Below are 25,763 nucleotides of genomic sequence, written 5' to 3' on the forward strand. Positions count from 1 at the left end.
ATTCAGTTGCTGCGAACCAAGGTGGCATCTGCCACATTGGCCAGTCGTAATTGTTCAATAAGGCGTCTTGCTTCATTTTCACTGACCACCGGCCCAACCCGGACCCGATGCAGGGTGCCGCTACTGTGCTGGACGGGAGTAACGGTTACCCCCGCATCAAGCGTCGACAGCAGCCTCTGACGCAGTTGTTGCGCGGCCAGATCACTCGCGAATGCGCCGACCTGCAGATAATACTCGCCCCTGTCAGTCGCCCCCGTGGTCAAAGCTGGAGCCACCTCAGCGGGCGGCGTCGAGACTACGACACTCGGCGCCTCCGAGCGAGACCGTGCGCTGACCAGGTAACTGGGATCATTCTGCTGCTGCCAGGCCACCGGATCGATACCCTCTACCAGCACCCGGGCCACCCCGCGTTCGGCATAGCCTAGTTTTTTCGCCGCCGCGTAGGACAAATCGATAATGCGTGTGGAGTAGAACGGCCCTCGGTCATTGACTCGTACTATCACCTTGCGCTGGTTGTCCAGATTGGTCACCTGCACATAAGTAGGCAAGGGCAAGGTCTTGTGCGCAGCGGTCATACCATAGAGATCGTATTCTTCGCCATTGGCCGTCGCCTGCCCGTGGAACTTGGTTCCGTACCAGGATGCTTCGCCCTGCTCCCGGTAGTTTCGACCATCCTGCATCGGGCTATAGCTTTTACCCAGCACCCGGTAGGGCGAGGCCTTGTAAGGGCCCGTATGCGGTGTGGGCACTGCGTCCGGGATGGTGGAAACATCCATTTGATAATTAGGTGCACCATCTACCGAGGGCCTTGCCGATCCGCCACCGGAAGGACTGCTCGAAGTGGAGGAACATGCGCCCAACAGCGCCAGGACCGGGACTAACAGCAGCGGAGCAACATTGACCAGCCTAACTTTCATTAATCTCATTACTCTCATTTTGCCGAGCCTCACGAATCAGGTCAGCCAACTGATGAACAACCATGGCGTACATTACGCTGTGATTGTAGCGGGTAATGGCGTACAGATTATTCAGTCCCAGCCAGTATTGCATGCTGCCGCCAGCATCGAATTCGAATGCCATAACATCTTCGGCGTCGCTCAATGCCTTCTGTGGAGACCAGCCGAGTTTTTTCAACTCCCCGACCTTGAGCCGGGCATTAAGACCCTGTTCCATTTGCAGAGTCAGGCCTTCGCCAACTTTCTCGCCGTGAACCTTGGCGGGCACCGCCACGCCGGCCCCATGCTGCCAGCCATGCTCACGAAAATAGTTCGCTACGCTGCCAATCGCGTCCACCGGATTATTCCAGATATCGACCTTGCCATCATCATCAAAATCCACCGCAAAAGCTTGATAGCTGCTCGGAATAAACTGTGGAAAGCCCATGGCGCCAGCGTAGGACCCGGTCAGCTCAAGCGGGTTCATCTGCTGCTCCCGGGTCAGTACCAGAAACGACTTGAGCTGGCGACGGAAGAAATCGGCTCTGGGTGGATAATCGAAACCCAAGGTAGTTAACGCATCTATGACCCGGTGACTGCCCTTGTTGCCGCCGTAGAAAGTTTCCACGCCGATAATCGCGACTATCACTTCAGCTTCGACGCCATATTCTTCTTCCGCTCGCTGCAATGCGTCGGCATAAGTGTTGGCGAAAGTCACACCTCGCTCAATGCGCTGATCGGTAATGAATATCGCGCGGTATTCGTGCCAGGGTCTGACGCGCTCCGCGGGCGTTGAAATCGCCTTGAGGATGGCTTCTTTGCGCTCGGCATCGGCGAGCAGCGTTTCTACGTAATCGGGAGAAAAGCCATATTCGGCCTGCATTTCCTCGATAAACGGACGCACCGCAGGATGTTCCAATGTGTAATCTGCCGCAGAGACAACCGGCGCGAAACCAATGAAAGCGGCCAGCGAAATGACCGGGGTAACGCGGCAGAAAAAATCAGACAGCATTATGTATCCTGTTTTTTATCGATTGAGTAATGGCTGTGGCGATTCTGACCCATTAGCGCTGAACCATCCACTTGCGATGGGTATGAATCGACATGAGGATGCCGAAACCGGCAAGCAGCGTTACCAATGAGGTTCCACCGTAACTGATCAGCGGCAATGGCACTCCCACAACCGGCAGTATCCCGCTGACCATGCCGATATTCACCATCACGTAGATAAAGAAGGTGAGCGTTATGCTACCTGCCAACAATTTGCTGAAGGTGTCCTGAGCCTGCAGGGTAATATAAAAGCCGCGCGCGATTATCAACAGATACACCATCAACAGCAGACAAACGCCCACCAGGCCAAACTCCTCGGCCAGCACCGCAATAATGAAGTCGGTATGCCCTTCCGGGAGGAAATCCAGATGGGACTGCGTGCCCTGTAACCAACCCTTGCCAAACACGCCTCCAGAGCCGATCGCCGCTTTGGACTGAATTATGTTCCAGCCGGCTCCCAACGGGTCACTTTCAGGGTTGAGGAAGGTCAGCACCCGACGCTTCTGATACTCATGCATGACGAAAAACCACATGGCCGTGGCCAGTGGTGCTAGCAGCAAAAGCGCACCGATGATGTAGCGCCAGCGCAGACCGGCCATCAGCAGTGCGAAGAGCCCGGCGATCGCCACCAGCAGCGAAGTGCCCAGGTCGGGCTGCTTCAGAATCAGCACAACGGGCACCAGAATGATCGTCAGCGTAATGCAGATCGATTTCAGCGTCGGCGGCAGAGCATGGCGCGCAAGATACCAGGCCACCACCATCGGCATAACCAGTTTGACCAGCTCGGACGGCTGAAAGCGCATGACACCGGGAATGCTCAACCAACGTTGGGCGCCCTTCGCTTGCACCCCGACGAGCTCCACCGCGACCAGTAACAACACGCAGAGGATGTAAGCCGCCGGCACCCAGCGCTCCATAAACCGCGGTTGGAACTGGGCTATGACCAACATCACCGCAAGCCCCACACAATAGGCTGCGGCTTGCCGGTAGAGCAGCGCTGCATTCATGCCGCTGGCGGAATACAATACAAAGCCCGCCACCGTCGCCAGCACCAGAATCAACAACAACAGCCAGGGGTCAACATGAATGCGTTGCCAGATCGGCTCGCGGCGACCCAGTGCCGGACGGCTTCCCAGCCGAGCTCCGGTGACCGCCGCAATCAAACTTTTCATGGTGGCGCCTCGACGGTGAATACTTCGGGTTCCGGGTCAGGCAGCAGCCAGGCATCGAACAGAGCTCTAGCCACGGGCGCAGCGACGCGGCCACCGGACTCGCCATTCTCGACCATCACCGCCACCGCGATACGCGGTGACTCGACAGGGGCAAATCCGACAAACAACGCATGGTCTCGATGCCGCTCACGCAACGCCGCTGAATCATATTTTTCCCCCTGGGCAATCGCTACCACTTGAGCGGTACCGGTTTTACCGGCCATGCGATAGGGCGCGTTAAGTGCCGCCGCGCGTGAGGTGCCGCGCGCGCCATGCATCACGTCTTCCAGCGCGGCCTTGATGAAATCCCAGTCCTCATCATTTTTCAGCTCGATGTCCGCAGGGGTATCCACCTCTTCCGGCGGCGTGCCTTCGGCGTGCATCAGCAACCGCGGACGCTCCCAGACTCCGCGGTTGGCTACCAGAGCGATCGACTGCGCCAGTTGTAGCGGCGTGGTCAGCATATAACCCTGGCCGATCCCGGTAATCAGCGTTTCACCGGGGTACCACGGCTGGCGCCGGGCCTTGCGTTTCCATTCGCGCGATGGCATCAGGCCGGCTGATTCCTCGAACATATCCAGTGACACGCGCGTACCCAAGCCGAACTGGCTCATGAAATCGTGCATGCGATCAATGCCCAGCTTGTGGGCCAGATCGTAAAAATAGGTATCGTTGGAACGCGCAATCGCCAGGCGCATATCCACCCAACCATCGCCCTGCCGGTTCCAGTTACGATAGCGATGGCTGTTATTGGGTAATTGGTAGAAACCCGGATCGTAGACTCTGCTGGCCCGGGTAGTGACATCGCTGTCCAGGCCTGCCAGTGCAACCATTGGCTTGATGGTCGACCCTGGCGGGTACAAGCCACGCAGTACGCGATTGAACAGCGGTTGGTCGAGAGAGTCACGCAGGGCGCCGTAGTCGGTATGGCTGATACCGGTAACGAACAGGTTGGGGTCGAACCCCGGTTGGCTGACAAAGGCCAGAACGCCACCGGTTTCGGGCTCGATGGCAATGATGGCGCCGCGGCGATTACCCAATGCTTCCTCGGCCACCGCCTGCAGACGGCTGTCCAGATGCAGCGTCAGGTCCTTGCCTGACAATGGATCAACCCGCTTGAGCACGCGCAATACCCGGCCACGGGCATTTGTTTCAACTTCTTCGTAGCCGACAGTGCCGTGCAATAGGTCTTCGTAGTAGCGCTCGATACCGGTCTTGCCAATATAGTGCGTGCCCGCATAGGACACCTGATCGATGCGGTCCATCTCCTGTTCGTTGATCCGGCCAACATAGCCGACTGCGTGAGCAAAATGTTCGCCCAGCGGATAATGCCTGACGAAACTCGCCTGTACTTCCACACCCGGCAGCCGGAACTGGTTGATCGCCACTTGAGCTATCTGCTCTTCGGTAAGATTGAACATCACCGGCACTGCTTCGAAGGGCCGTCGCGCCTGCGCCAACCGGCGCTGTGCGAGCTCGACGTCTTCAACAGAAAGGCCCAGCACCGAGCGCAACAGCTTGAAATGCTGTTCTACGTCCGGTACTCGCTCGCGGGTAATGCTCAGGCTGAAGCTAGGTCGATTCTCCGCCAGCACCACGCCATTGCGATCATAAATGCGTCCGCGGCCAGGCGGCACCGGTTGCACATGCACCCGGTTATTTTCGGACAGCGTTGTATGGTGCTCGTATTGAGTCACCTGCAGGTAATACAGGCGTGCCACCAGAATCGCCGCCAGACCTAGTACCACCACCGCCGCAAGCACTACGCGGCTCTGCACTATCCGAGCATCGGAGGAATGATCTTTAAGATGGATCGGTCTGGCCATGGATCACTTGTGGTAAGGATGACGGTTGAGGATGGTCCAGGCTCTATACAGCTGTTCAGCCAGCAGTATCCTTACCAACGGATGAGGTAGCGTAAGCGCAGAAAGTGACCAGCGTTGATCACTGCGGGCACTGACTTCAGCAGCCAGCCCCTCCGGCCCACCTACCATCAGATTGACGTTGCGCGCTTCAAGCCGCCAGGTCTCTAACTGCCCGGCAAGCTCTTCGGTCGACCAGTTACGCCCATTGACCTCCAGCGTAACGATTCGTTCACCGGGCTGAGTGGCCGCCAGCATCAGTTCGCCTTCCTTGCGCATCAACCTGGCCACGTCGGCATTTTTGCCGCGTGTGGTCAACGGAATATCCACAAGGTCGACTGGCAGGTCAGACGGCATGCGCTTGGCATACTCCTGGTAGCCCTGCTCTACCCAGCCGGGCATACGTGACGCCACGCTGATCAAGCGTATCCGCACAGCAATTACTCGTTGGGGATTTGCTGCTGGGCGCGCCGCGACTCGGCGCTCTGCCATAAGCGCTCGAGGTCATAGAACTGTCGGGTGGCCGGCTGCATGACATGCACGACAATATCGCCCAGGTCGACCAGCACCCACTCACCGGAATCCTTGCCTTCCACACCCAGAGGCTGACAGCCTGCCGCCTTCGCCTTCTCGACCACGTTGTCGCTCAGCGAGCTGACATGCCGTGAGGAAGTGCCACTGGCTATCACCATGTAATCGGTGACGCTCGTCAGCTCATGCACGTCGATACACAAGACGTCTTTGGCTTTCAATTCTTCCAGTGCGCCTTCCACCAGTTTGATCAATTCATCAATCTGCATAATCGGATTCAGATCCTTCGGTATCAGGGCCGGTACAGCCCATTGGTTTCAATATAGTCAAGTACGGCATCAGGCAACAGAAAGCGCGGTGACTGCCCACCGGCGAGTAACGCCCTGATATGCGTCGCGGAGATGGCCAAGGGCGTCTGCGACAAACACAGGATCTGTCCGTGCTGGGCATTTGCCTGGCGCGGATCATTGATACTGCGTGCAGCAAGCAAATCCTTGAGCACCTCGGGTAAATCCTGGTCCTGCTCCGGCCGTTGCAACACGACCAGGCTGGCCAACTGCAACAGCTCTTCCCAGCGATGCCATGCCGGCAAGCCGCAAAAGGCATCCCAGCCGAGAATCATGAACAGGGTAACAGTATTGCCCAGCTCACCGCGCAATGATTCAAGGGTTTCCACCGTGTAGGAAGGTTTGTTGCGCTGCAACTCACGATCATCCACTACCAGCCCACCATGCGGGTCGCTATGCTCGCCCACGGCCAGGCGCACCATGGCCAGACGTTGCTGTGCGGTAGCGCCGGGCTGATCTCGATGCGGTGGGCGCGCGCTGGGGATCAGCCGCACTTCATCCAGATCCAGACAGTCGCGCACTTCCAGCGCACCGCGAAGATGCCCGTAATGTACCGGGTCAAAAGTGCCGCCCAGTAAACCGATACGACGAGTCATCGCAGCATCACTGGCGGATATGCCCGTCGCCAAAGACAACATATTTCTCGCTGGTCAAACCTTCCAACCCAACCGGACCACGCGCGTGAATCTTGTCAGTGGAAATGCCGATCTCCGCCCCTAGCCCATATTCAAAACCGTCAGCGAAGCGCGTGGAGGCATTGATCATCACCGAACTGGAGTCCACCTCAGCCAAAAAACGCCTGGCACGACTGAAATCCTCGGACACCATGGCATCGGTGTGCTGCGAGCTGTAGGTATTGATGTGCGCAATAGCAGCGTCCATATCACTGACCACCCGAATGGACAGAATCGGCGCCAGGTATTCTGTGCTCCAGTCTTCTTCGGTCGCAGGGATAGCCTGGGGCACAATGGCACGGGTCGCCGGGCAGCCGCGCAACTCTACGTCCTTGCTTGCATACAAATCAGCCATGCGCGGCAGGAACTGCTCGGCAACTGCCTGATGCACCAGCAAGGTTTCCATGGCATTGCACACCCCGTAGCGATGGGTCTTGGCGTTCAATGCAATCGCCTCGGCCTTGTCGAGATCGGCACGATCATCGACATACACGTGGCAGATGCCATCCAGGTGCTTGATTACCGGGACTTTCGCATCGCGGCTAATACGCTCGATCAAGCCCTTGCCGCCCCGCGGCACAATCACGTCGACAAACTCGGGCATGGTGATGAGTTCACCCACCGCCTGGCGGTCTGTGGTTTCCACCACCTGCACCACGTTGGCGGGCAAGCCGGCTTGAGCCAAGCCCTGGGCAATACACAAGGCAATCGCACGATTGGAATGAATCGATTCCGAGCCGCCGCGCAAGATGCAGGCGTTACCCGACTTCAGGCACAGGCTGGCAGCCTCGACGGTCACGTTGGGCCGAGACTCGTAAATGATGCCGATCACGCCCAGCGGCACGCGCATTTTGCCGACCTGGATACCCGATGGCAGAAACTTCATGTCGCGGATCACACCGACCGGATCGTCCAGCCCCGCCACCTGACGCAGGCCTTCAACCATCGCTTCGAGCCGCGCGGGGGTGAGTGCCAGCCGGTCAAGCATCGCCGCGTCGAGGCCGTTCTCGCGGCCAGCATGCAAATCGGCTTGATTGGCTTCGATCAGCTCGCCATGAGCTGCGTCAATAGCGGAAGCCATGGCTAGTAATGCCTGGTTCTTGACCGCTGTAGTGGCGCGCGCAATGACTCGCGAGGCCTGGCGCGCTTCGCGCCCGAGCTGGTGCATATAGTCTGTAACCTGGTCCGCACGCATGCCTTCACCTATTGCCAGTCACGAAATCAAAAGGCGATTATAACTGTCCCTCTCGGTAGTGGACAGGGCGGACCTGCTATGATCGAGAATATACCGCTGAATTATCAATCAGATCTCCGGTGCACCACCCGAAAACCCCATTACCAAGGGTTTATCACTCTCAAATCAGCAATAGCAGCCCGCTTGGTCGAAGCCAGCCGGCACAGGAACCGACACTGACGATGGGCGATCTTTTCACCACCGACCTGCTGAATTGGTTAGGCGACCACCGCCAATGGCTGGGCTGGTGTCTGTTCTTGATTGCCATGCTTGAGTCGTTGGCCATTGCCGGCCTGCTGGTGCCAGGCGTGGTGCTGCTGGTGGCCGTCACGGCGATGGCAGGCGCCTGGGGTATGCCACTGCTCAGCGCCATGGGTTGGGCCTTTGCCGGCGCCGTGGTTGGCGACCTGTTGAGCTTCACCCTGGGCCGGCTATTTCATCAGGACATACGCCGGCTGAGCCTGTTTCAACGGCACCCGCAATGGATAGCCCGTGGCGAAGCATTCTTCCGGCGTTATGGGGTACTGAGCATCATACTGGGCCGTTTTGTCGGTCCCATACGGCCGATCATTCCAATGATCGCCGGCATGCTGGACATGCCCATTGGCCGCTTTGTACTGGTCAATCTCGCCTCTGCCTTGGCCTGGGCGCCGATTTATGTCATTCCAGGCTACCTGGCTGGGCATGCCACGCGCTGGCAGGTACCCGCGTATTTCTGGCACCAGGCGTTCGGCCTGCTGGCGGCCGTAGCCGGTATTGCTGCACTGGTATTCTTTTGCATCTGGAAGCAGGAGCGCTGGAGCAGCCTGGCAGCCACAGGCGCCTGCGTGGTGGGCTTGATCGCGTTGTCTTTCGCCAGCCCTTGGCTCGGCGTATTGGACAGCACTCTCGCGACCTGGACAGAGCACCTGACCCACCAGCCGTACCCGATCCTGAGACTGCTTGGCCCACTGGCGAATAGCGGCTTCACCTGGCTGCTCGGGCTGCTGCTTCTGCCAGGACTGGCTTTGTGTGGCGGCAAAAGACACTGCCTATTGCTTGGCCTGGCCGCTCTGTTCAATCTGGCCGCTGACATTGCGCTGCAATTGCCGGGCGAATACCTGAGCATGTCTACCAGCCTGACGATGCTGATCTGCCTGCTGATATCCTGCAGCCGCGCGTTCAGCTTATGGGTGCGAATGCTCTGGATTGCGGCGGCGCTGCCGGCGATTCTTGCCATCACTGCCGGCTTGCTGGGTAATCAGACCGCCGCGCTGTTCCACCTGCTCGCCAGCGGATTAACCATTGCCATGGCCTGCCTGTTCAGCCTGTGGCTAATGGAGCGCGCCGGGCCGTTGCGTTCGATCCCGCCCAGAATGATTGGCATTCTGATACTGTTGCCGCTGCTGGCCGCACTGCTGAGTTTGTCAGGCCTGCATCAGTTCCAGCCACTCACTGATCTGATGTAGCCGTGCGCTGGGCGATTCAATCGCCAACAGCACTGATTTCTGGTCCAGCGAAAATGGCAACAGAAACGCCAGCTCATAACTGAGCTGTTGCTGACTATCCGCCAGTGGCGGCAGGCCCAGGCCTTCGGCTATGGGATGATCCAGCAGCGCGGCGTGCAAGGCTTGCAGATCCTCATGCTCGGCATTGAGGACCTGATCAGGTTGTTCCTCAAGCCAAGCCACGTTGGCGTTTACCAGACCATCTGGCGCCACTTCAACATCGCTGACCCGCCCTCGTCGCCGCCCCTCAACGCGAATGCCGAGCAGGCCGTTATCACGCTGCTGCCAATCCACTATGGCCGCCTCGCAGCCGATCGCGGCAAAACGCAGGTCGCCCTGGCCTGACTCCGGCCCGGACTCCAGCGGCATGATCAAAAACGCTTCGCCCTGCTTGAAGCAGCGGCTGACCATATCCAGATAACGGGCCTCGAATATCTGCAAATCCATTATGCAGCCCGGCAGCAATATGCTTTTCAACGGAAAAAGGGCACGTCTGTCGGTCATGCTTACCTCAGTGGACTATTGATCAAAGTATTGGCTAATCAAGGTATCGGCCAACTAGCGCCGCCGGCGCTGCGGACGCAGCATTCAGCATACCTATTTAAGGGCCAGACGATTGACCCTGCCTCACGCCCTTGCAAACATGGCAAAAGAACAGGACTTATGTCTATATTTCTATGATCATTCATTGTGAGTGATCGTTTCATTGGCCTAGGGCCACAACAATAACAGAGCCATGGAGAACGCCATGACAGCAGCAGTACCCGCATCCGAACTTAAATCCTTTATAGGCAAAGACATGGGCCATTCCGAGTGGATGACCATCGATCAGGAGCGCGTCAACCAGTTTGCAGAATGTACTGGCGACCACCAGTTCATCCATCTTGATGAAGAAAAGGCCAAGCAGACCCCGTTCGGCGGCACCATCGCCCATGGTTTTCTGTCGCTGTCCTTGCTGCCGGTTCTGTCGGCTGGCTTGCTGATCCGCCCAGAGGGCCTGAAGATGGCCGTCAACTACGGCATGGATAGCCTGCGTTTTATCCAACCCGTGCGCGTTGGCTCGCGCGTGCGCCTGCACGTGAGCGTGGTGGACGTGACGGAGAAAAATCCTGGGCAATGGCTGGTCAAAGCCAAATCCACGCTGGAAATTGAAGGCACGGAAAAGCCCGCTTTTATCGCTGAAGGGCTGACTCTGTACTTTGTTTGAAGATGAAGCTTGAGCACAAACCGGGCGGAGCCTAATCCGCCCGTTTTTCTCACTCTTCGCCCCAGCGCGCCAGCAGCTCCTGGGGTATATCCAACTGATTCAAAATCCGCGCGACAACAAAATCTATCAGATCTTCTACTGAGGCTGGCTGGTGATAAAATCCCGGACTGGCCGGCAAAATGACAGCGCCCATCTGACTCAGTTTCAGCATATTTTCCAGATGAACAGTCGAGTAAGGCGCCTCGCGCGGCACCAGAATCAATTTGCGCCGTTCTTTTAGCGCAACATCTGCAGCACGCTCGATCAGATTGTTACTCGCACCAGTGGCGATCGCCGAGAGACTGCCGGTCGAACACGGGCACACCACCATCGCACTTGGCGCACCGGAGCCAGAAGCGACCGGGGCCATCCAGTCCTGCTTGCCAAATACGCGAATCTGTCCCGGGCGCGCGCCATAACGTTCCGTCAGGAAGATCTCCAGTGCCTGGGGTTTGGGGGGCAGCGTCAGCTTGGTTTCCGTGGCCACTACCAGCTGAGCCGCTTGCGAGATCATAAAAAACACCTCGACTTCCGCCTTGACCAGACACTCAAGCAACCGCAAGGCGTACTGGGCACCTGAAGCGCCGGTCATCGCCAGCGTGACGCGCTTAGTGCCCACACTGCACCTCCAGAGCCTGAATCAGCCGCTGATGAATGCCGCCGAAACCGCCGTTGCTCATGATGACAATCCGGGTGCCGGGTTTGGCCTCGGCCACCAGGCTACTGATGATGCCGTCTATGTCGGTATCAATACTGGCCGGCACCGGACTCTGCTCCACCACTGCCTCCATTGACCAGTCCAGCCCCGGCGGCTGGAACCAGATCACCTGAGTGGCGCTGCGCACACTCTCGGCCAGCGCCTGGGAATGGCCGCCCAGGCGCATCGTATTGGAGCGCGGTTCGATCACCGCAATCAAGGGCGCATCCCCAATACTGGCGCGCAAACCCGCCAGGGTGGTCTCGATGGCGGTCGGATGATGAGCGAAATCGTCATAGACACTCACGCCATTGATCAGCGCCAGCAGTTCCATGCGCCGCTTGGCACTCTTGAATTGCGCCAGTGCGGCGATGCCTTGAGCCGGGGTAACACCCACGTGGCGAGCGGCGGCGAGCGCCGTGAGCGCATTGGCAACGCTATGCTCGCCTGTCTGAGTCCACTCCGCCTCGCCCTGACATTCGCCATCCAGCCAGACCTCAAAGCGCGAGCCGTCGGCAACCAGCAGTCGAGCCTGCCATTGCCCTCCCCTGCCAGTGGTTTGGCACGGCGTCCAACAACCCATCTCGATCACCCGCTCAAGCGCAGCATCGGCCTGCGGATAGATGATCAGCCCACTGGAAGGGACCGTACGCACCAGGTGGTGAAACTGCCGCTCGATAGCAGCGAGATCAGGAAATATGTCCGCGTGGTCATATTCAAGATTATTCAGAATGGCGGTGCGCGGCCGGTAATGGACGAACTTGGAACGTTTGTCGAAAAACGCGCTGTCATACTCATCGGCCTCCACCACGAAGAACGGGGTATCGCCCAACCGCGCCGACACGCCAAAATTCTGCGGCACTCCGCCGATCAGGTAACCGGGCGCCATACCGGCATGCTCGAGTATCCAGGCCAACAGACTGGAGGTCGTGGTCTTACCATGCGTGCCCGCTACCGCCAGCACCCAGCGATCCTGTAATACATGACGTGCCAACCATTCCGGGCCGGACACGTAGGGCAATCCTTTATCCAGCACGTACTCCACCGCCGGGTTACCGCGCGACAAGGCATTGCCAATCACCACCAGATCCGGAGCAGGTTGTAGGTGCTCCGGACTGTAACCTTCCATCAAGGCAATGCCCTGCGCTTCCAGTTGTGTGCTCATGGGCGGGTAGACGTTGGCGTCCGATCCGCTGACCTGGTGCCCCAGCTCACGCGCCAGCAGCGCCAGAGAGCCCATGAAAGTGCCGCAGATACCCAGAATATGCAGGTGCATGCTTTCGCCTTAGGTGCGTCCGGAAATGGTTGCGGGAATGTTACCACGGGCAACCCGGCAGCAGGACAACCCGCCAGACGGCCATGCAATAGACTGCAGATTCGGCTATTATCCGCGCCATCAGTCTTTCAGTTTTTGCCGCCAGGTATCCAATTCCACACAGGGAGTTCGCATGTCCGTTAAAAATGCCTTTTATGCTCAATCCGGCGGCGTGACCGCCGTTATCAACGCCTCGGCCGCTGGCGTGATTGAAACCGCCCGGTTGCATCCCGAGCAAATCGGCACCGTTTATGCGGGTCACAACGGTATTATCGGCGCCTTGACCGAAGACCTGATCGACACCAGCCAGGAACCTGACGAGAATATCGCTGCACTACGTCACACACCGTCCGGCGCTTTCGGCTCCTGCCGTTACAAGCTCAAGAGCCTGGAAGCCAATCGCGCCGAATACGAGCGCCTGATTGAAGTCTTCCGCGCGCACAACATCGGTTACTTCTTCTACAACGGCGGTGGTGATTCCGCCGACACCTGCCTGAAGATTTCCCAACTGGCCGAGACCATGGGCTACCCGATTCAGGCCATCCATGTACCCAAGACCGTGGATAACGACCTGCCGATCACCGATTGCTGCCCGGGCTTTGGTTCCGTGGCCAAGTATGTAGCCACCTCCATTCGCGAAGCGGGTTTTGACGTCGCCTCCATGGCCGCTACCTCTACCAAGGTATTCATTCTCGAAGTCATGGGCCGGCACGCCGGCTGGATTACCGCCGCTTGCGGCCTGGCCAGTGAAGCGGAAGATCAACCGCCGCACATCCTGCTGTTTCCTGAGGTGAAGTTTGACCAACAGGCTTTTCTGGCACGCGTTCAGCAATGCGTCGAGACCTACGGCTACTGCGTCATCGGCGTGTCCGAAGGCATCAAGAACACTGAAGGCAAGTTTCTTTCGGAAACCGGCCTGACCGACGCCTTCGGTCACGCTCAACTGGGCGGCGTGGCCCCCACTATCGCCAACCTGGTCAAGGACAAACTCGGCTACAAATACCACTGGGCCGTCGCCGACTACCTGCAGCGTGCCGCTCGTCACATTGCCTCCAAGGTAGACGTGGAACAGGCCTACGCCCTGGGCCAGGCCGCTGTTCGTATGGCGCTGGACGGCAAGAACGCGGTGATGCCGGCGATCCGTCGCCTGCAAGACAGCCCCTACCAGTGGGACATCATCGAAGCGCCATTGAAAGATGTCGCCAACGTCGAGAAGTTCATGCCGCCGGAATTCATTACCGAAGATGGTTTTCATATCACCGACGCATGCCGGCGCTATCTATCACCGCTGATTCAGGGTGAAGATTACCCGCCCTTCCGCAACGGCCTGCCCGACTATGTCCGGCTGAATAACGTGACGGTCGAGCGCAAACTTGCCACTTTCAAAATCTGATCCACTCTGGTTGCAAATCAACCCGCCGCCCGGCGGGTTTTTTTATACTACAGATTGAAGATTGCCAGTCACTGGGGCAGGATACCTACAACTGACCCACCACCAACAGTGGGCCATAATCTGACCATTCACGGGGAATACGTATGCGTATAGTGCAGGCCGATACCAGCCGTCTGGACGAAGTGACGCCATTATTTATCAAATATCGTGAATTTTATGGCCACCTGCCCAAGCCAGAAGCCTCTCGTCGCTTTCTGGAGGACCGGTTGAAGAAAGAACAGGCCGTGATTCTGGTAGCCGAGGATGAAGATAGCGGCAAGGTTCTGGGATTCTGCCAGTTTATTCCCAGCTTCTCCGCCCTGACCCTGTCAGCCAGTTGGGTGCTGAAAGGCATTTACGTGATCGAAGAGGCACGCCGGCAGCTGGTCGCCGACAATATGCTCAACCAGGCAAAAGTCATGGCACGCGCAGAAGGCATACAACGGATGACGGTAATGACCGGTGAGACCAACACCACCGCGCACAGCCTGTACCGTTCACTGGGCTTCGTTGATGACGCCGAATTTCACTATTTCTCGCTCAAACTCTGACTGTTCACTACTTTTAGCAACGGCGGTGCCATGCAACCGGCACCGCCGGTCAGAAAAACCATGTCTGGCGCTCTACGACCAAGGTTTTATCTGATTACCTTGCTTATTGCTTGGTATCCCAACCCTTAAGCTCTATAATCCGGCCCAGAATTTTCCACCCATGGCCGACCCAGGTAACCCATGAGCTACGACCAGATCCCCGCAGGCAAAGATATTCCCAACGACATTTATGTCGCCATCGAAATCCCGGCCAATCATGCGCCGATCAAGTACGAGATCGACAAGGACAGCAATACACTGTTCGTCGACCGTTTTATGGCCACACCCATGTTCTACCCGGCCAACTATGGCTTTATCCCCAATACCCTGGCTGATGATGGCGACCCGCTTGATGTGCTGGTGGTCACCCCGCATCCGGTTGCCCCAGGCGCAGTAATTCGCTGCCGCCCCGTGGGCGTGCTGCACATGACCGATGACGGTGGCGGGGATGCCAAGCTGATTGCTGTACCACACGACAAGCTGAGCGTGCTTTACCGCGACATCAAGGAATACACCGACCTGCCTGAGCTGCTGATGCAGCAGATCCAGCATTTCTTTGAAAACTACAAGGATCTGGAAGCCGGCAAGTGGGTCAAGATTGACCGTTGGGGTAGCGCTGACGAAGCCCGTGCGGAAATTTTAAAGGCAGTAGACGCTTACCAAAAATAAGCGTTTTGCCCCAGTAGAAGCCGGCCACAAGCTGGCTTTTTTTATGTCCGGAAATTGTTCGGTATATATAGCGCGCAGAAAAAAGCGGATATGGGCCAAGGCTCATATCCGCTCATACGGCATCAAACGGTATTAGAACATCATACCCAGCTTGAGGCCGACTTCATCGCTTTCAAGCTTGGTATTCGCGGTCAACTGTTCGGCATCTTCCAGCTCGTAGTTGGTCCGCTCATAGTAAAGCGAAGCCGAGATCGGCATAGCATTCTCGCGATTGTTCCACAGCAAGGTCAGCTCGGCATAGGGGTTGGCCTTGTCCTGCATGTCCAGCGTCTCGCTGCCAACGTCTTCAACACGGAACTTGGTTTCACCGCCCATGCTGTAACGGGTTCCGGCTTCAAAACGCGTAGTCACGGTCTGGCCGTGATGGTTCAACCCCAGACCCAGTTTGGCAAAGGGGCTCTCGTTGGTAACGCGAGTTTCCAGGCCACCGCCTGCATCTGGCTCGAAGCGGCTCCAGTCGTAGCCAGCACCGACGATGAAATCGGCGGAGAAATTGTTATCCAGCGGTGCACGCAAACCCAGGTCGATTTCGCCCCGAGCCTCGCGCACTTCGTTGTCATCCTTTTCACCATAGTTGGCTTCAATACCAGCCTGGTAGATAAAACCACTCTGGCTGGTCAGCTTGTTACCGAAGTTGTAGAAAGCACCAACCGTGGGCATTCTTTCTTCGGAATCATCAATCTGGCTGATGTCGGAATCGGAGCTGTATTCGTTATAGCTACCTTTAATGCCCAGATGGGACATCGGGCCCTGGGAAGAGGTGCCTTGAGCAAAAGCGAACGCTGGAACCAGCAGAACACCGAAGGTCGATGCCTTGATCAAAGAATTGCGTGACCGCATGAAATACTCCTTACTTTATGACAATAACTATTCTCATGAATAGAATTACTCCCTCCCTCCGACCGGGGTGCCTCGGGTAAGTTCTAAGTTTTTCCGGCTTGATGTGCGACTTAGAGCGGTTTGCTATAATTTCGCGGCTCACGATCAATCCCCTCTTCCCTTGCAACCCATCAGAGACCTCCCCATGGCTGATCGCTACTTCGACCAGATGGGTGCGCACTTCGCGCGCAAGATATACGCCAGCCCGAAGGGCGCGATACGCCTGGCGGTATTGACCCATGATTTGCAGGAATGGCTAACGGACATACAGGAGCCCGAGCAGTCCTTGCGCGTCCTGGATGTGGGAGCCGGGCTGGGGCATATCAGTGAATGGTTGCTGGCGCAGGGGCATCGGCTTACCCTCTGCGAGCCGTCGATAGAGATGCTCGACGCCGCTCGTGAACATCTGGACGCGCTGCCCTCAGCCTACCCGGTCGAATACCTGCACCTGCCCTTGCAGGATCTGCCTGCAAGGGGCGAGCGATATGATCTGGTGATTTGTCACGCGGTACTGGAATGGCTAGTGGATCCTGCTGCGGCAATAAAAGTGCTGCAGCAGCTTTGCCAGCCCGGCGGTGCAGTGTCTCTGGCGTTTTATAATCGGGACGCGCTGGTATATAAAAATCTCATCAAAGGGCAGTTTCGCAAATTGGAGAAGAACCAGCTTGCAGGCAGTAAGCGTAGCCTGACGCCCCAGCAACCCCTGGATCCGCGCGAAGTAAGCCAATGGATAGCCCAATCAGGACTGACAACTCTCCAGCAAAGCGGCATCCGGGTATTTTATGACTACATGCCCGCCGAGTTTCAGCTGCAGTCCACTCAAGCACAGATTATCGAGAATGAACTGCTTTACAGCCGCCACCCGGCCTACCGCAACTTGGGTCGCTACCTGCACTACTGGTTGCGACACGCGCCGCGCTAACCGCGCACGACCCGGTCACGCCCGGCTTGCTTGGCGGCGTACAGCGCCTGGTCGGCAACATCAATCAGCTCTACGCCCTGGCCCACTTCATCAGGCCGCATCACTGCTGTGCCAAGACTAATAGTCACGTCCAGCCGATGCCCATCAACCACAACCTTGTCAGCGCGAATAGCGTTGCGAATGCGCTCGGCAATCACGGCAAGCTGATCGTGATTGCTGACCAAGGCCAGCACGCCCAATTCCTCGCCACCAAGCCTGATGGCCAGATCCTGAGGCCGGACAGCAGCAATCAGCCGTTGACCAGCTTCAACCAACACCTGATCACCCACCCCATGACCCAGCTCGTCATTGATCCGCTTGAAATGGTCCATATCTGCGTAAATAAAGCCGACCAGGAGTTGCTCGCGCTGCGCGCGGCGAACATAGGAAGCCAGCATCTGCTGCAAACCTTCGCGGTTCCACAGCTGTGTTAAAGGATCCAGCAATGCACGGCGGCGCGCATCACTCAATTCTCGCTGCAAACCCTGCAGATTCCTCTGCAGATTTCTGTACAGCAGCAATGCGTTGAATACACCGTCGACCAACCGGGCAAAGTCGCGCATGCTCTGACGCTCATCTTGACTCAGCTGTCTGGGGCTGCCGTCGATCAGGCAAAAGGTCCCGATTCGATGGCCCGCAGGACCGTGAAGCGGAATGCCTGCATAAAACCGAATATGAGGTTCGCCTTGCACCAGCGGATTATCACAAAAGCGCGGATCCTGGAGCGCATCCTGCACCTCCATAATCGCCTCGTGGTGAATTGCATGACCGCAAAAGGATAATCTGCGCGGAGTTTCTGACAGGGACAAGCCGCGCCGCCCTTTGAACCATTGCCGTTCCCCGTCGATCAGTGTGACCAACACGGTTCGGGTACCGAAGAGCCGTTGAGCAATACGCAGCAGCGCGTCTATCTGAGGGTCCGCGGGAGTATCGAGAATATGCAACTGGTCGAGATCCCGTTGGCGCTCCACCTCGTTGTCAGGCGGCATTGGCTCAAGCATGGCTGATCCTTATGCGGATAATCTTATTAGCAGCCTATAATAGTTTAGCCTCGGCGAGGCAGCCAAATGTAAAAGGCGGATATCAGCCGCCGGCGCGCTTGGCCTGGTAGCCTTGACCCGCCAGCCAGTTACAGATGAAATCTGCCTTGTCGCCTTGAATCTCGATCACGCCTTCCTTCACCCCTCCGCCACATCCGCAGCGGGCCTTTAGCTCTTTAGCCAAGACCTTGAGCTGATCCGGTGTCAAAGTGAGACCGCTGACCGTGGTAACGGTTTTACCGCCGCGCCCTTTGGTTTCGCGCCGAACGCGAGCGATGCCGTCGCCCTCGGGAATACCGGGTTCGGCGCAAACGCACGCAGAGACAGCCGCCCGGCATTGGGGGCAGGTCCGACCAGTTTCAGTTGAATAAACCAGACCGCCTAATCCAGCCAGGCCTTTTGTGGATTTCATCATCGATTCACTCCAACGCTAAACTGTCACCAGCAGCAGGGCCTGCAGGGAATCCGGGGTATAGCGCTCATGTTCACGGCGCCAGGACGACGCCGTATCAATCCAGCGCAAATCCATCACTTCTTCTGGCTGCATCCGGATCGGCCCATCCCAGCAGCAGCTGTATACGCCGCCCCATAGCTTGCTTTCAGATGACTGAAAGAAGAACCGGCCATGCGGCGTCAAGGGTACCCCAGCGATGCCCAGCTCTTCTTCGAGCTCACGTTCGGCACCCTCAAGGTAGGTCTCACTGGCGGCCACCACACCTCCCGCGGCCAAATCCCAAAAACCCGGATAAAGACGCTTGTGAGCAGTACGCTGGTGCATGCACAACAGACCTGCACTGTTATAGACGAATATATAGGTGCACCGTGTGATCAGTCGCTGCTCCTGAATCTGTGAACGAGGCACGATACCCAGTACCTGATCATGCTCGTCCACATGCCACACTTGCTCCCGCGCTGATGCAGCCAGGTAGGCTGCCACAGAAGAGGTATTCATTCGCGATCAGCCTTGCTCGAGCAACTGTCGCAGATCGATCAGAGCAGCGTTGGCGCGGGACAGATAATTGGCCATGACCAATGAGTGGTTGGCCAACATCCCGTAACCGCCACCATTCAGGATGATCGGACTCCAGAGAGGCTCCTGGGTCGCTTCCAGCTCGCGAATGATCTGATGCAGACTGGCTTGGGCGTTTTTGCGACCAATCACCTCGGCAAAGTCCACCTCGATTGCACGCAACAGGTGTATCAGCGCCCAGGCTGAACCACGAGCCTCGAAAAAGGTGTCATCAATCTCGGTCCATGGCGTCTTCTCACGTGGGCGACTGCCGTCAGTGATCGCACCCTGATCGACACTGGCAGACAGACGCTGAGACAGCGAGCCCAAACGGGTATTCACATCACCTACCCAACTGGCCAGATTATCGGCCCGGGCATAGAAATCGGCATCCCCGGCCTGCAACCGCCGAGTGTATTTTTCCATCGCATTCAAACCGCTCTGGTACTCGCTTTCAGTCGCCGGAAAAGCCCAACTGTCGTTATCAAAGTGAAACAGGGGTTCTGCCTTGGCCAGATCCAGATCCTCGGCCGATTGTGATTGTGAACGCGCCATGTCACGGCGCATCGCCCGCGTCATGTCGCGAACCTGCACCAGCACGCCAAACTCCCAATGTGGCATGTTATCCAGCCACAACCCTGGAGGGGCAACATCATTGGTAATAAACCCACCCGGCTTGTTCAACAGGGTAGACATCAAATGTGCCACGGTAACCGCGGTCAGTTCGCCACTGACTGGCACTGTCTGGCTATCGCGGGCGCTGCTGATTGGCTGCAGATCCGGTTCTCGACTCCAGTACCAGCCAACGACCACACAAACCAGCAGATAGATCAGCAAAAGCCCGATCAATACAGGCGCCACAAGAGAGCGTGTCGTGCCCGAGCTCGATGTCTCCGACCGATCTGCGGAACGAGTCGAACCGCCACCCGTCGACCATTTTCCTATTCTCATTACCTACTCCTGTGGTTTTGCGTCTTCGCAGCATATCATTCTGGCGACACGATCACACGGGCAGCAAACACCTCGCCAGACACCCGCCCGAGCTTCAGGCCATCGGTGTAAAGACCTGCAAGATGCTCCGCAGTTCATTACTATCGCCAAGCAGCGGAGCGTAGCGGTGTTGGCAACGTCGTAGCCACTTCTGCCAGTCGCAAGTGATGACATTTTGTCGCTCGGCAAAGGCGGTTACAGCGTTTATAGTGAGAGTCCAGAACTTGCCCAATTTTGCGGATGGTCGATTTGCTGCTACGCCTTGTATTGCTGTTGTGCCTGCTCTCGCCTGGCGTGTCCCAAGCCAGTCTGCTTGACCGCTCACCAGCGCCGGCTTTTTCCGGCCTGGTTGACGGCACCGGGGGCCAAGCCGACTTTCTGCCCGTGGCGCAAGCTTTCAAGCCGGGCGTCGTGGCCGCTACTGATCAGCAGATCCGCATTCAGTTTGATATTGCCCCAGGCTACTATTTATACCGTCATCGCTTGGATTTTCGCCTGACGGACGACGGCCTGATCCGGAATATTGTGCTTCCCGACGGGGAAGCCAAGCGCGACGAGTTCTTTGGCGATGTGGAGGTCTACTACGATCGCGTTGAGATCATCCTGGAACTGGAAGGCGCAGCTTCCGGGCAGCAGTTATCTGTCGACTTCCAAGGCTGTGCCGATGCGGGCCTTTGCTACCCGCCGGAAACCGTGCAATTGCAACTGCCCGGCGAGCCCAGCTCGGCCATTTCAACGGCGCAAACAGACGCCGCCGAGACTGAAGGTGAACGCCTGTCGATCCTGGCGCTGGCGCTGTTTTTTCTCGCCGGTATCGGGCTGACATTTACCCCCTGCGTGCTACCCATGCTGCCCATTCTGTCGAGCATGGTTGTCGGCCGCAAAGACATCGACCGCCCCCGGGCGCTGGCGCTGGCGGGCAGCTACGTGCTGGCAATGGCGCTGACCTTCGCGCTGGTCGGCGCACTGATCGGACTCTTCGGTGCGGCGCTGAATATTCAGGCACGTCTTCAATCACCAGCGGTCCTGATTACCTTCGCGGTATTTTTTGGCCTGTTTGCGCTGGCGATGTTCGGCGTGTTTGATCTGCGTCTGCCCGCTTTTCTGCGTGAGCCACTGGAGCGCGCTGGCAGCCGCACCCGAGGCGGCTCAATCCCAGGCGCAGCGCTGATGGGCGCACTTTCGACGCTGGTGGTATCACCCTGTATTTCGGCCCCGCTGGCAGGTGCTCTGGTGTATATCAGCAGTACTGGCGACGCCGTGGGCGGCGCGTTGCGGCTCTTTTCCCTTGCGCTGGGCATGGGCTTACCGCTGCTGCTGGTAGCCGTGTTCGGTAATGCGTTTCTACCCCGCTCCGGTCCCTGGCTGAACTCGGTAAAGAACCTGTTCGGCTTTGGCTTGCTGGGCGTCGCAATATGGCTGCTGGAGCGCGTCATCCCTGGCCCGCTGAGCCTGGCCCTCTGGGCCACATTGGCTGCCGGACTGGCTGTGCAGCTCGGACTTTTCGATCGCAGCCCGCGCGGAGCATGGGGTCACATTGGCCATGTGCTTGCGCTGCTATCGGCTATCTATGCGGCGGTTGCTCTGACGGGTGCGTTAGCCGGGGCAAGCGATCCGTTACGCCCATTGATGCCACTCACCGCCGGTAGCCAGCGCAGCTCAGAGGCAGAAAGCGGCTTTTTTACGCGTGTCAGCAACCAGGCCGACCTGCAGCGCGAGCTGGAGCTGGCCCGTACAAACCAACGCCCGGCGCTGGTTGAGCTTTATGCTGATTGGTGCATCAGTTGCAAGATCATGGAAAGAACCATTCTGTCTGCGCCTGAAGTGCGTGAACAACTCGAGCCCTTCGCGCGGATCAAGTTTGATCTCACGGACAACACCGCCGATCAGCGCAGCTGGCTGTCCGCGCAAAAGCTGTTTGGTCCGCCGGCATTTTTATACATTGATGCACAAGGCAACGAAATAGAGCACTTGCGATTGATGGGCGAAACCGACAGAGAAACTTTCCTGACTCACCTGCGCAAGGTCACCGCCAGGTAACTTTCGGCGTTAATGCGGCAATCATGCAGGCATCTGAAGGGATTGATCGAATTCTGGACAGCCCCTTCGGATTCCGGCAGACTGGCACCCATGACTGATGAGTCAAACTTTAAAATGCCAGTGGAATGACAATCATGGCCAGCATTCTGGTCCTTAACGGACCCAATTTGAATTTACTCGGAACACGAGAGCCCGGCGTCTACGGCACCGCAACGCTGGACCAGATTGTACAGCAGCTGCGAGATCAGGCCACCAGCCAAGGCCATCATCTGCTGAGCCTGCAAAGCAATGCCGAGCATGAATTGATCGAACGCATTCATGCCGCCCGGGACGAGGCGATTGATTTCATCATCATCAATCCCGCCGCTTTTACTCACACCAGCGTGGCAATACGTGACGCATTGCTGGCAGTGAGCATCCCATTTATCGAAGTGCATTTATCCAACGTATACAAACGCGAGCCCTTTCGGCGCCACTCATATTTCTCGGATGTCGCCGTGGGCGTTATCTGCGGATTGGGGGCCAAAGGTTACCAGTTGGCACTGGACGCGGCGTTAGACCATATTGACCAAACCGAACAAGACTAAACTGCTCTGGAGTGCAAGCACCAATGGATATCCGTAAAGTTAAAAAACTGATCGAGCTTCTGGAAGAATCCGGGATAGACGAACTGGAAATTCACGAAGGCGAAGAATCTGTTCGCATCAGCCGGCACAGCAAGCAAGCTGCTGCGCCACAACACTATTACGCTCCACCTCCCTCTGCTCCAGCGCCAGCGGCTGCTCCTGTAGCGGCGGCTCCGATGATCGAGCCCGCTCCAGCCGAGCCAAGTGGCCACCTGGTCCGCTCGCCCATGGTTGGTACCTTCTACCGCTCACCTTCTCCAGCGGCCGGTTCCTTCGTAGAAGTCGGCCAGAGCGTCAAGGCAGGCGATGTACTCTGTATTGTTGAAGCCATGAAGATGATGAACCACATTGAAGCCGATAAAAGCGGCGTGATTCAGGCCATCCTGGCGGATAACGGCCAGCCGGTGGAATTCGATCAACCCCTGTTCAGCATCGCCTGAGCCCGACCCGGAGGCTTCGATGCAAAAAGTCCTAATTGCCAACCGCGGTGAAATTGCTCTGCGCGTCATTCGCGCCTGCAAGGAACTCGGGTTGAAGACTGTAGCTGTGCACTCCACGGCCGACCGTGAACTCATGCACCTGGCGCTAGCTGACGAGACCGTGTGTATCGGTCCTGCCAATGCCACTGATTCCTACTTGAACATTCCGGCGATTATCAGCGCTGCCGAGGTGACTGGCGCCGACGGTATTCACCCCGGTTACGGCTTCCTCGCGGAAAATGCTGACTTTGCCGAGCAGATCGAACGTTCGGGCTTTACCTTTATTGGCCCCAGCGCCGAGGTCATCCGCCTGATGGGTGACAAGGTGTCGGCGATTGCCGCGATGATCAAGGCCGGTGTACCTACCGTGCCGGGGTCCGATGGCCCGCTGCCTGATGATGAAGCCGAATGCCTGACCATCGGCCGGCGCGTTGGCTACCCGGTGATCATCAAGGCTTCGGGCGGTGGCGGTGGACGCGGCATGCGCGTAGTGCATGAAGAAGCCGAGCTGATCAAATCGATCCACCTGACCCGCACCGAAGCTGGTGCAGCCTTCGGCAACCCGGTGGTTTACCTGGAAAAATTCCTGACCAATCCGCGTCACGTCGAAGTGCAGGTGCTGTCCGACGGTCAGGGCCATGCGGTGCACCTCGGCGATCGTGATTGCTCGCTGCAGCGCCGTCACCAGAAGATCATTGAAGAAGCTCCAGCGCCGGGCATCGACGAAGAAGCCCGGGCCATGGTCCAGGCGCGCTGCGTCAAGGCCTGTATCGATCTGGGCTACCGCGGCGCCGGTACCTTCGAGTTTCTCTATGAGAATGGCGACTTCTTCTTTATCGAGATGAATACGCGCGTTCAGGTTGAGCATCCCGTATCCGAGATGGTCACCGGCATTGATATCGTCAAGGAGCAAATTCTGGTTGCCTCGGGTAAGCCCCTGAGCTTCACCCAGGAAGACGTGGTGATTCGCGGCCATTCGATTGAATGCCGAATCAACGCGGAAGATCCGAAAACCTTCATGCCCAGCCCCGGTACCGTGAGCTTTTTCCACGCGCCAGGCGGCAACGGTGTGCGGGTGGACTCGCACCTGTACAGCGGCTACAAGGTTCCGCCGAACTACGATTCACTGGTCGGCAAGTTGATTACCTACGGCGCCACCCGTGACGAAGCGCTAGCACGCATGCGCAACGCGCTGGATGAGTTGGTAGTCGACGGGATCAAGACCAATACGCCTCTGCATCGCGAGTTGGTACGTGATCCGGGTTTCTGCAAGGGGGGTGTCAATATCCACTACCTCGAGCACAAGCTGGGTATCAAGTAAGCCCTGCCTGCAACCTGCACGTGTATGATCCAACCTTCGGGAGCGGCCAGTCCGCTCCCGAAGTTTTTCTGTTGCTGGAAGCCCGTTTCAAAATCGGTTGTTTAGCACCCGTTATTTATAACCCGTCATTCAGAACTTAGCTCCGAAGGAATCCCCATGCCCTGGCTGCAACTGCGTCTAGCGATCACCCCTGAACAGGCCGAACCTCTGGAAGAGTCGCTGCTGGCACTGGGGGCGGTGTCCGTCACTTTCATGGACGGTGAAGACCAGCCTATTTTTGAACCGGACCTGGGAACGACTCCGCTGTGGTCACATACTCATCTGCTCGCACTGTTTGAAGCCGATACCGATTCGGCCGAGCTGCTGAGCAGCCTCGCTCGGCTGTCAGCGGGCGCGCTGCCGGAGTATCAGCTGGAACAGATCGCCGATCAGGACTGGGAACGCAGCTGGATGGAGCATTTTCAACCCATGCAATTTGGCCGACGGCTATGGATAGTGCCCAGTTGGCACGCAGCCCCGGAACCGGATGCAGTGAATCTGCTGTTGGATCCGGGCCTGGCTTTCGGTACGGGTACTCACCCGACTACCGCGCTATGCCTGGAATGGCTTGACGCTCAGCAATTGCAGGATCTGGATGTAATCGATTTTGGTTGTGGTTCAGGCATTCTCGCCATCGCCGCGCTGCTACTCGGCGCCAGACAGGTTTGCGGCACCGACATCGATATTCAGGCGCTGGAAGCCTCACGCGACAACGCCCAGCGCAACCAGATACTCGATCAGCGCTTCAGCTTGTATCTACCCGAACAAATGCCGCAGGAACCTGCTGACATTCTTGTTGCCAATATCCTTGCCGGTCCGCTGGTCAGTCTCGCCGGCCAGCTAACCAGCCTGGTCAAGCCCGGCGGCCTGATCGCCTTGTCCGGCATTCTCGCCGAGCAGACAGAGGATATCCTTGCTGCCTATAAGGATAACTTCGCGCTTGACCCTGTCGCCGAACGCGACGGCTGGATTCGCGTCAGTGGCCGTCGGCACTTGGCGGCCTGACCGGGTTCACGCACAATAGCCGGTCGAACACACC

26 protein-coding genes and 1 pseudogene are annotated in these 25,763 nt (G+C 57.6%); 11 read left to right on the forward strand and 16 right to left on the reverse strand.

Annotation, left to right across the window (positions count from 1 at the left end):
- Window positions 1-2: 2 nt before the first annotated feature.
- From EAO82_RS17110 to EAO82_RS17145, 8 genes and pseudogenes are all read right to left on the reverse strand, one after another.
- The gene (locus tag EAO82_RS17110) at window positions 3-917 is read right to left on the reverse strand and encodes a septal ring lytic transglycosylase RlpA family protein (RefSeq protein WP_231703235.1); all 915 of its coding nucleotides are present in this window, start codon (window positions 915-917) and stop codon (window positions 3-5) included.
- Window positions 907-1,947 carry a lytic murein transglycosylase B gene (gene mltB / locus EAO82_RS17115; RefSeq protein WP_096348379.1) on the reverse strand — a complete coding sequence of 347 codons (1,041 nt, stop codon included), beginning with the start codon at window positions 1,945-1,947 and terminating at the stop codon, window positions 907-909. The genes EAO82_RS17110 and mltB overlap by 11 nt, the downstream gene beginning before the upstream one ends.
- Before the next feature lie 52 nt (window positions 1,948-1,999).
- Window positions 2,000-3,157 carry a rod shape-determining protein RodA gene (gene rodA, locus EAO82_RS17120; RefSeq protein ID WP_096348380.1) on the reverse strand — a complete coding sequence of 386 codons (1,158 nt, stop codon included), beginning with the start codon at window positions 3,155-3,157 and terminating at the stop codon, window positions 2,000-2,002.
- On the reverse strand, window positions 3,154-5,022 hold the full coding sequence (mrdA, locus tag EAO82_RS17125; RefSeq protein WP_096348381.1) for a penicillin-binding protein 2: 1,869 nt from the start codon (window positions 5,020-5,022) through the stop codon (window positions 3,154-3,156). Before mrdA ends, rodA begins: the two co-directional genes overlap by 4 nt.
- 3 nt (window positions 5,023-5,025) lie before the next feature.
- Window positions 5,026-5,493: a 23S rRNA (pseudouridine(1915)-N(3))-methyltransferase RlmH gene (gene rlmH, locus EAO82_RS17130; protein WP_096348382.1), complete on the reverse strand. Its 468-nt coding sequence runs from the start codon at window positions 5,491-5,493 to the stop codon at window positions 5,026-5,028.
- A 5-nt stretch (window positions 5,494-5,498) separates the two neighbouring features.
- Window positions 5,499-5,858 carry a ribosome silencing factor gene (rsfS, locus tag EAO82_RS17135; RefSeq protein WP_096348383.1) on the reverse strand — a complete coding sequence of 120 codons (360 nt, stop codon included), beginning with the start codon at window positions 5,856-5,858 and terminating at the stop codon, window positions 5,499-5,501.
- Window positions 5,848-6,574: pseudogene (gene nadD / locus EAO82_RS17140) on the reverse strand (nicotinate-nucleotide adenylyltransferase). The gene rsfS and the pseudogene nadD overlap by 11 nt, the downstream one beginning before the upstream one ends.
- Window positions 6,540-7,805 carry a glutamate-5-semialdehyde dehydrogenase gene (locus EAO82_RS17145; protein ID WP_231703236.1) on the reverse strand — a complete coding sequence of 422 codons (1,266 nt, stop codon included), beginning with the start codon at window positions 7,803-7,805 and terminating at the stop codon, window positions 6,540-6,542. The pseudogene nadD and the gene EAO82_RS17145 overlap by 35 nt, the downstream one beginning before the upstream one ends.
- A 221-nt stretch (window positions 7,806-8,026) precedes the next feature.
- On the opposite strand from EAO82_RS17145, the gene EAO82_RS17150 reads away from it, so the two are divergent.
- Window positions 8,027-9,292: a DedA family protein gene (locus EAO82_RS17150; protein ID WP_096348384.1), complete on the forward strand. Its 1,266-nt coding sequence runs from the start codon at window positions 8,027-8,029 to the stop codon at window positions 9,290-9,292.
- Here EAO82_RS17150 and EAO82_RS17155 read toward each other — a convergent pair.
- The gene (locus tag EAO82_RS17155; protein ID WP_096348385.1) at window positions 9,251-9,835 is read right to left on the reverse strand and encodes an LON peptidase substrate-binding domain-containing protein; all 585 of its coding nucleotides are present in this window, start codon (window positions 9,833-9,835) and stop codon (window positions 9,251-9,253) included. The two genes, EAO82_RS17150 and EAO82_RS17155, sit on opposite strands and share 42 nt — an antisense overlap.
- 244 nt (window positions 9,836-10,079) lie before the next feature.
- Here EAO82_RS17155 and EAO82_RS17160 point away from each other — a divergent pair, with 244 nt between their 5' ends.
- Window positions 10,080-10,538: a MaoC family dehydratase gene (locus EAO82_RS17160; protein ID WP_096348386.1), complete on the forward strand. Its 459-nt coding sequence runs from the start codon at window positions 10,080-10,082 to the stop codon at window positions 10,536-10,538.
- Window positions 10,539-10,587: 49 nt separating this feature from the next.
- On the opposite strand, the gene EAO82_RS17165 is transcribed toward EAO82_RS17160, so the two are convergent.
- Both EAO82_RS17165 and mpl read right to left on the reverse strand, forming a co-directional pair.
- On the reverse strand, window positions 10,588-11,196 hold the full coding sequence (locus tag EAO82_RS17165; protein WP_321540951.1) for a flavin prenyltransferase UbiX: 609 nt from the start codon (window positions 11,194-11,196) through the stop codon (window positions 10,588-10,590).
- Window positions 11,186-12,550 carry a UDP-N-acetylmuramate:L-alanyl-gamma-D-glutamyl-meso-diaminopimelate ligase gene (gene mpl / locus EAO82_RS17170; RefSeq protein WP_096348387.1) on the reverse strand — a complete coding sequence of 455 codons (1,365 nt, stop codon included), beginning with the start codon at window positions 12,548-12,550 and terminating at the stop codon, window positions 11,186-11,188. The genes EAO82_RS17165 and mpl overlap by 11 nt, the downstream gene beginning before the upstream one ends.
- Window positions 12,551-12,722: 172 nt before the next feature.
- On the opposite strand from mpl, the gene EAO82_RS17175 reads away from it, so the two are divergent.
- From EAO82_RS17175 to ppa, 3 genes are all read left to right on the forward strand, one after another.
- Window positions 12,723-13,982, forward strand: a complete 1,260-nt coding sequence (locus EAO82_RS17175) for a 6-phosphofructokinase (protein WP_096348388.1) — start codon at window positions 12,723-12,725, stop codon at window positions 13,980-13,982.
- Window positions 13,983-14,125: 143 nt separating this feature from the next.
- Window positions 14,126-14,572 (forward strand): GNAT family N-acetyltransferase, encoded by a 447-nt coding sequence (locus EAO82_RS17180; protein WP_096348389.1) that lies wholly within the window; start codon window positions 14,126-14,128, stop codon window positions 14,570-14,572.
- A gap of 180 nt (window positions 14,573-14,752) precedes the next feature.
- Complete coding sequence (ppa, locus tag EAO82_RS17185; RefSeq protein ID WP_096348390.1) at window positions 14,753-15,280, forward strand: inorganic diphosphatase; 528 nt, start codon at window positions 14,753-14,755, stop codon at window positions 15,278-15,280.
- Between the two features lie 132 nt (window positions 15,281-15,412).
- On the opposite strand, the gene EAO82_RS17190 is transcribed toward ppa, so the two are convergent.
- Window positions 15,413-16,180: an outer membrane beta-barrel protein gene (locus tag EAO82_RS17190; protein WP_096348391.1), complete on the reverse strand. Its 768-nt coding sequence runs from the start codon at window positions 16,178-16,180 to the stop codon at window positions 15,413-15,415.
- A gap of 184 nt (window positions 16,181-16,364) precedes the next feature.
- Here EAO82_RS17190 and EAO82_RS17195 point away from each other — a divergent pair, with 184 nt between their 5' ends.
- Complete coding sequence (locus EAO82_RS17195; RefSeq protein WP_096348392.1) at window positions 16,365-17,141, forward strand: methyltransferase domain-containing protein; 777 nt, start codon at window positions 16,365-16,367, stop codon at window positions 17,139-17,141.
- On the opposite strand, the gene EAO82_RS17200 is transcribed toward EAO82_RS17195, so the two are convergent.
- The 4 genes from EAO82_RS17200 to EAO82_RS17215 form a co-directional block, all read right to left on the reverse strand.
- Entirely contained in the window at window positions 17,138-18,181 is a 1,044-nt protein-coding gene (locus EAO82_RS17200; protein ID WP_096348393.1) for a sensor domain-containing diguanylate cyclase, read from the reverse strand. The two genes, EAO82_RS17195 and EAO82_RS17200, sit on opposite strands and share 4 nt — an antisense overlap.
- An 82-nt stretch (window positions 18,182-18,263) precedes the next feature.
- Entirely contained in the window at window positions 18,264-18,635 is a 372-nt protein-coding gene (locus EAO82_RS17205; protein ID WP_096348394.1) for a translation initiation factor Sui1, read from the reverse strand.
- A 15-nt stretch (window positions 18,636-18,650) separates the two neighbouring features.
- Window positions 18,651-19,172: an NUDIX hydrolase YfcD gene (gene yfcD, locus EAO82_RS17210; RefSeq protein WP_096348395.1), complete on the reverse strand. Its 522-nt coding sequence runs from the start codon at window positions 19,170-19,172 to the stop codon at window positions 18,651-18,653.
- Between the two features lie 6 nt (window positions 19,173-19,178).
- On the reverse strand, window positions 19,179-20,180 hold the full coding sequence (locus tag EAO82_RS17215; protein ID WP_096348396.1) for a DUF2333 family protein: 1,002 nt from the start codon (window positions 20,178-20,180) through the stop codon (window positions 19,179-19,181).
- A 288-nt stretch (window positions 20,181-20,468) separates the two neighbouring features.
- On the opposite strand from EAO82_RS17215, the gene dsbD reads away from it, so the two are divergent.
- The 5 genes from dsbD (at window position 20,469) to prmA (ending at window position 25,729) form a co-directional block, all read left to right on the forward strand.
- On the forward strand, window positions 20,469-22,259 hold the full coding sequence (dsbD, locus tag EAO82_RS17220; protein WP_321540952.1) for a protein-disulfide reductase DsbD: 1,791 nt from the start codon (window positions 20,469-20,471) through the stop codon (window positions 22,257-22,259).
- 134 nt (window positions 22,260-22,393) lie between these two features.
- Window positions 22,394-22,846: a type II 3-dehydroquinate dehydratase gene (gene aroQ, locus EAO82_RS17225; protein WP_096348397.1), complete on the forward strand. Its 453-nt coding sequence runs from the start codon at window positions 22,394-22,396 to the stop codon at window positions 22,844-22,846.
- A gap of 23 nt (window positions 22,847-22,869) precedes the next feature.
- Window positions 22,870-23,325 (forward strand): acetyl-CoA carboxylase biotin carboxyl carrier protein, encoded by a 456-nt coding sequence (accB, locus tag EAO82_RS17230; protein WP_096348398.1) that lies wholly within the window; start codon window positions 22,870-22,872, stop codon window positions 23,323-23,325.
- 19 nt (window positions 23,326-23,344) lie between these two features.
- Window positions 23,345-24,685 (forward strand): acetyl-CoA carboxylase biotin carboxylase subunit, encoded by a 1,341-nt coding sequence (accC, locus tag EAO82_RS17235; RefSeq protein WP_096348399.1) that lies wholly within the window; start codon window positions 23,345-23,347, stop codon window positions 24,683-24,685.
- A gap of 156 nt (window positions 24,686-24,841) precedes the next feature.
- Window positions 24,842-25,729: a 50S ribosomal protein L11 methyltransferase gene (prmA, locus tag EAO82_RS17240; RefSeq protein WP_096348400.1), complete on the forward strand. Its 888-nt coding sequence runs from the start codon at window positions 24,842-24,844 to the stop codon at window positions 25,727-25,729.
- The last annotated feature ends 34 nt before the right edge of the window (window positions 25,730-25,763 follow it).

It is taken from the genome of Halopseudomonas pelagia, assembly GCF_009497895.1.
Lineage (GTDB): Bacteria > Pseudomonadota > Gammaproteobacteria > Pseudomonadales > Pseudomonadaceae > Halopseudomonas > Halopseudomonas pelagia_A.

Bases quoted from the DNA above. Each gene is read 5' to 3' on its own strand.
- EAO82_RS17205 (WP_096348394.1), bottom strand. From the start codon at position 18,635: ATGATGAAATCCACAAAAGGCCTGGCTGGATTAGGCGGTCTGGTTTAT.
- EAO82_RS17195 (WP_096348392.1), top strand. From the start codon at position 16,365: ATGGCTGATCGCTACTTCGACCAGATGGGTGCGCACTTCGCGCGCAAG.
- ppa (WP_096348390.1), top strand. From the start codon at position 14,753: ATGAGCTACGACCAGATCCCCGCAGGCAAAGATATTCCCAACGACATT.
- EAO82_RS17155 (WP_096348385.1), bottom strand. From the start codon at position 9,835: ATGACCGACAGACGTGCCCTTTTTCCGTTGAAAAGCATATTGCTGCCG.
- EAO82_RS17160 (WP_096348386.1), top strand. From the start codon at position 10,080: ATGACAGCAGCAGTACCCGCATCCGAACTTAAATCCTTTATAGGCAAA.
- prmA (WP_096348400.1), top strand. From the start codon at position 24,842: ATGCCCTGGCTGCAACTGCGTCTAGCGATCACCCCTGAACAGGCCGAA.
- EAO82_RS17215 (WP_096348396.1), bottom strand. From the start codon at position 20,180: ATGAGAATAGGAAAATGGTCGACGGGTGGCGGTTCGACTCGTTCCGCA.
- EAO82_RS17110 (WP_231703235.1), bottom strand. From the start codon at position 917: ATGAAAGTTAGGCTGGTCAATGTTGCTCCGCTGCTGTTAGTCCCGGTC.
- accC (WP_096348399.1), top strand. From the start codon at position 23,345: ATGCAAAAAGTCCTAATTGCCAACCGCGGTGAAATTGCTCTGCGCGTC.
- rsfS (WP_096348383.1), bottom strand. From the start codon at position 5,858: ATGCAGATTGATGAATTGATCAAACTGGTGGAAGGCGCACTGGAAGAA.
- rodA (WP_096348380.1), bottom strand. From the start codon at position 3,157: ATGAAAAGTTTGATTGCGGCGGTCACCGGAGCTCGGCTGGGAAGCCGT.
- mltB (WP_096348379.1), bottom strand. From the start codon at position 1,947: ATGCTGTCTGATTTTTTCTGCCGCGTTACCCCGGTCATTTCGCTGGCC.
- EAO82_RS17200 (WP_096348393.1), bottom strand. From the start codon at position 18,181: ATGCTTGAGCCAATGCCGCCTGACAACGAGGTGGAGCGCCAACGGGAT.
- yfcD (WP_096348395.1), bottom strand. From the start codon at position 19,172: ATGAATACCTCTTCTGTGGCAGCCTACCTGGCTGCATCAGCGCGGGAG.
- EAO82_RS17180 (WP_096348389.1), top strand. From the start codon at position 14,126: ATGCGTATAGTGCAGGCCGATACCAGCCGTCTGGACGAAGTGACGCCA.
- mpl (WP_096348387.1), bottom strand. From the start codon at position 12,550: ATGCACCTGCATATTCTGGGTATCTGCGGCACTTTCATGGGCTCTCTG.
- EAO82_RS17150 (WP_096348384.1), top strand. From the start codon at position 8,027: ATGGGCGATCTTTTCACCACCGACCTGCTGAATTGGTTAGGCGACCAC.
- EAO82_RS17175 (WP_096348388.1), top strand. From the start codon at position 12,723: ATGTCCGTTAAAAATGCCTTTTATGCTCAATCCGGCGGCGTGACCGCC.
- accB (WP_096348398.1), top strand. From the start codon at position 22,870: ATGGATATCCGTAAAGTTAAAAAACTGATCGAGCTTCTGGAAGAATCC.
- EAO82_RS17145 (WP_231703236.1), bottom strand. From the start codon at position 7,805: ATGCGTGCGGACCAGGTTACAGACTATATGCACCAGCTCGGGCGCGAA.
- EAO82_RS17190 (WP_096348391.1), bottom strand. From the start codon at position 16,180: ATGCGGTCACGCAATTCTTTGATCAAGGCATCGACCTTCGGTGTTCTG.
- mrdA (WP_096348381.1), bottom strand. From the start codon at position 5,022: ATGGCCAGACCGATCCATCTTAAAGATCATTCCTCCGATGCTCGGATA.
- aroQ (WP_096348397.1), top strand. From the start codon at position 22,394: ATGGCCAGCATTCTGGTCCTTAACGGACCCAATTTGAATTTACTCGGA.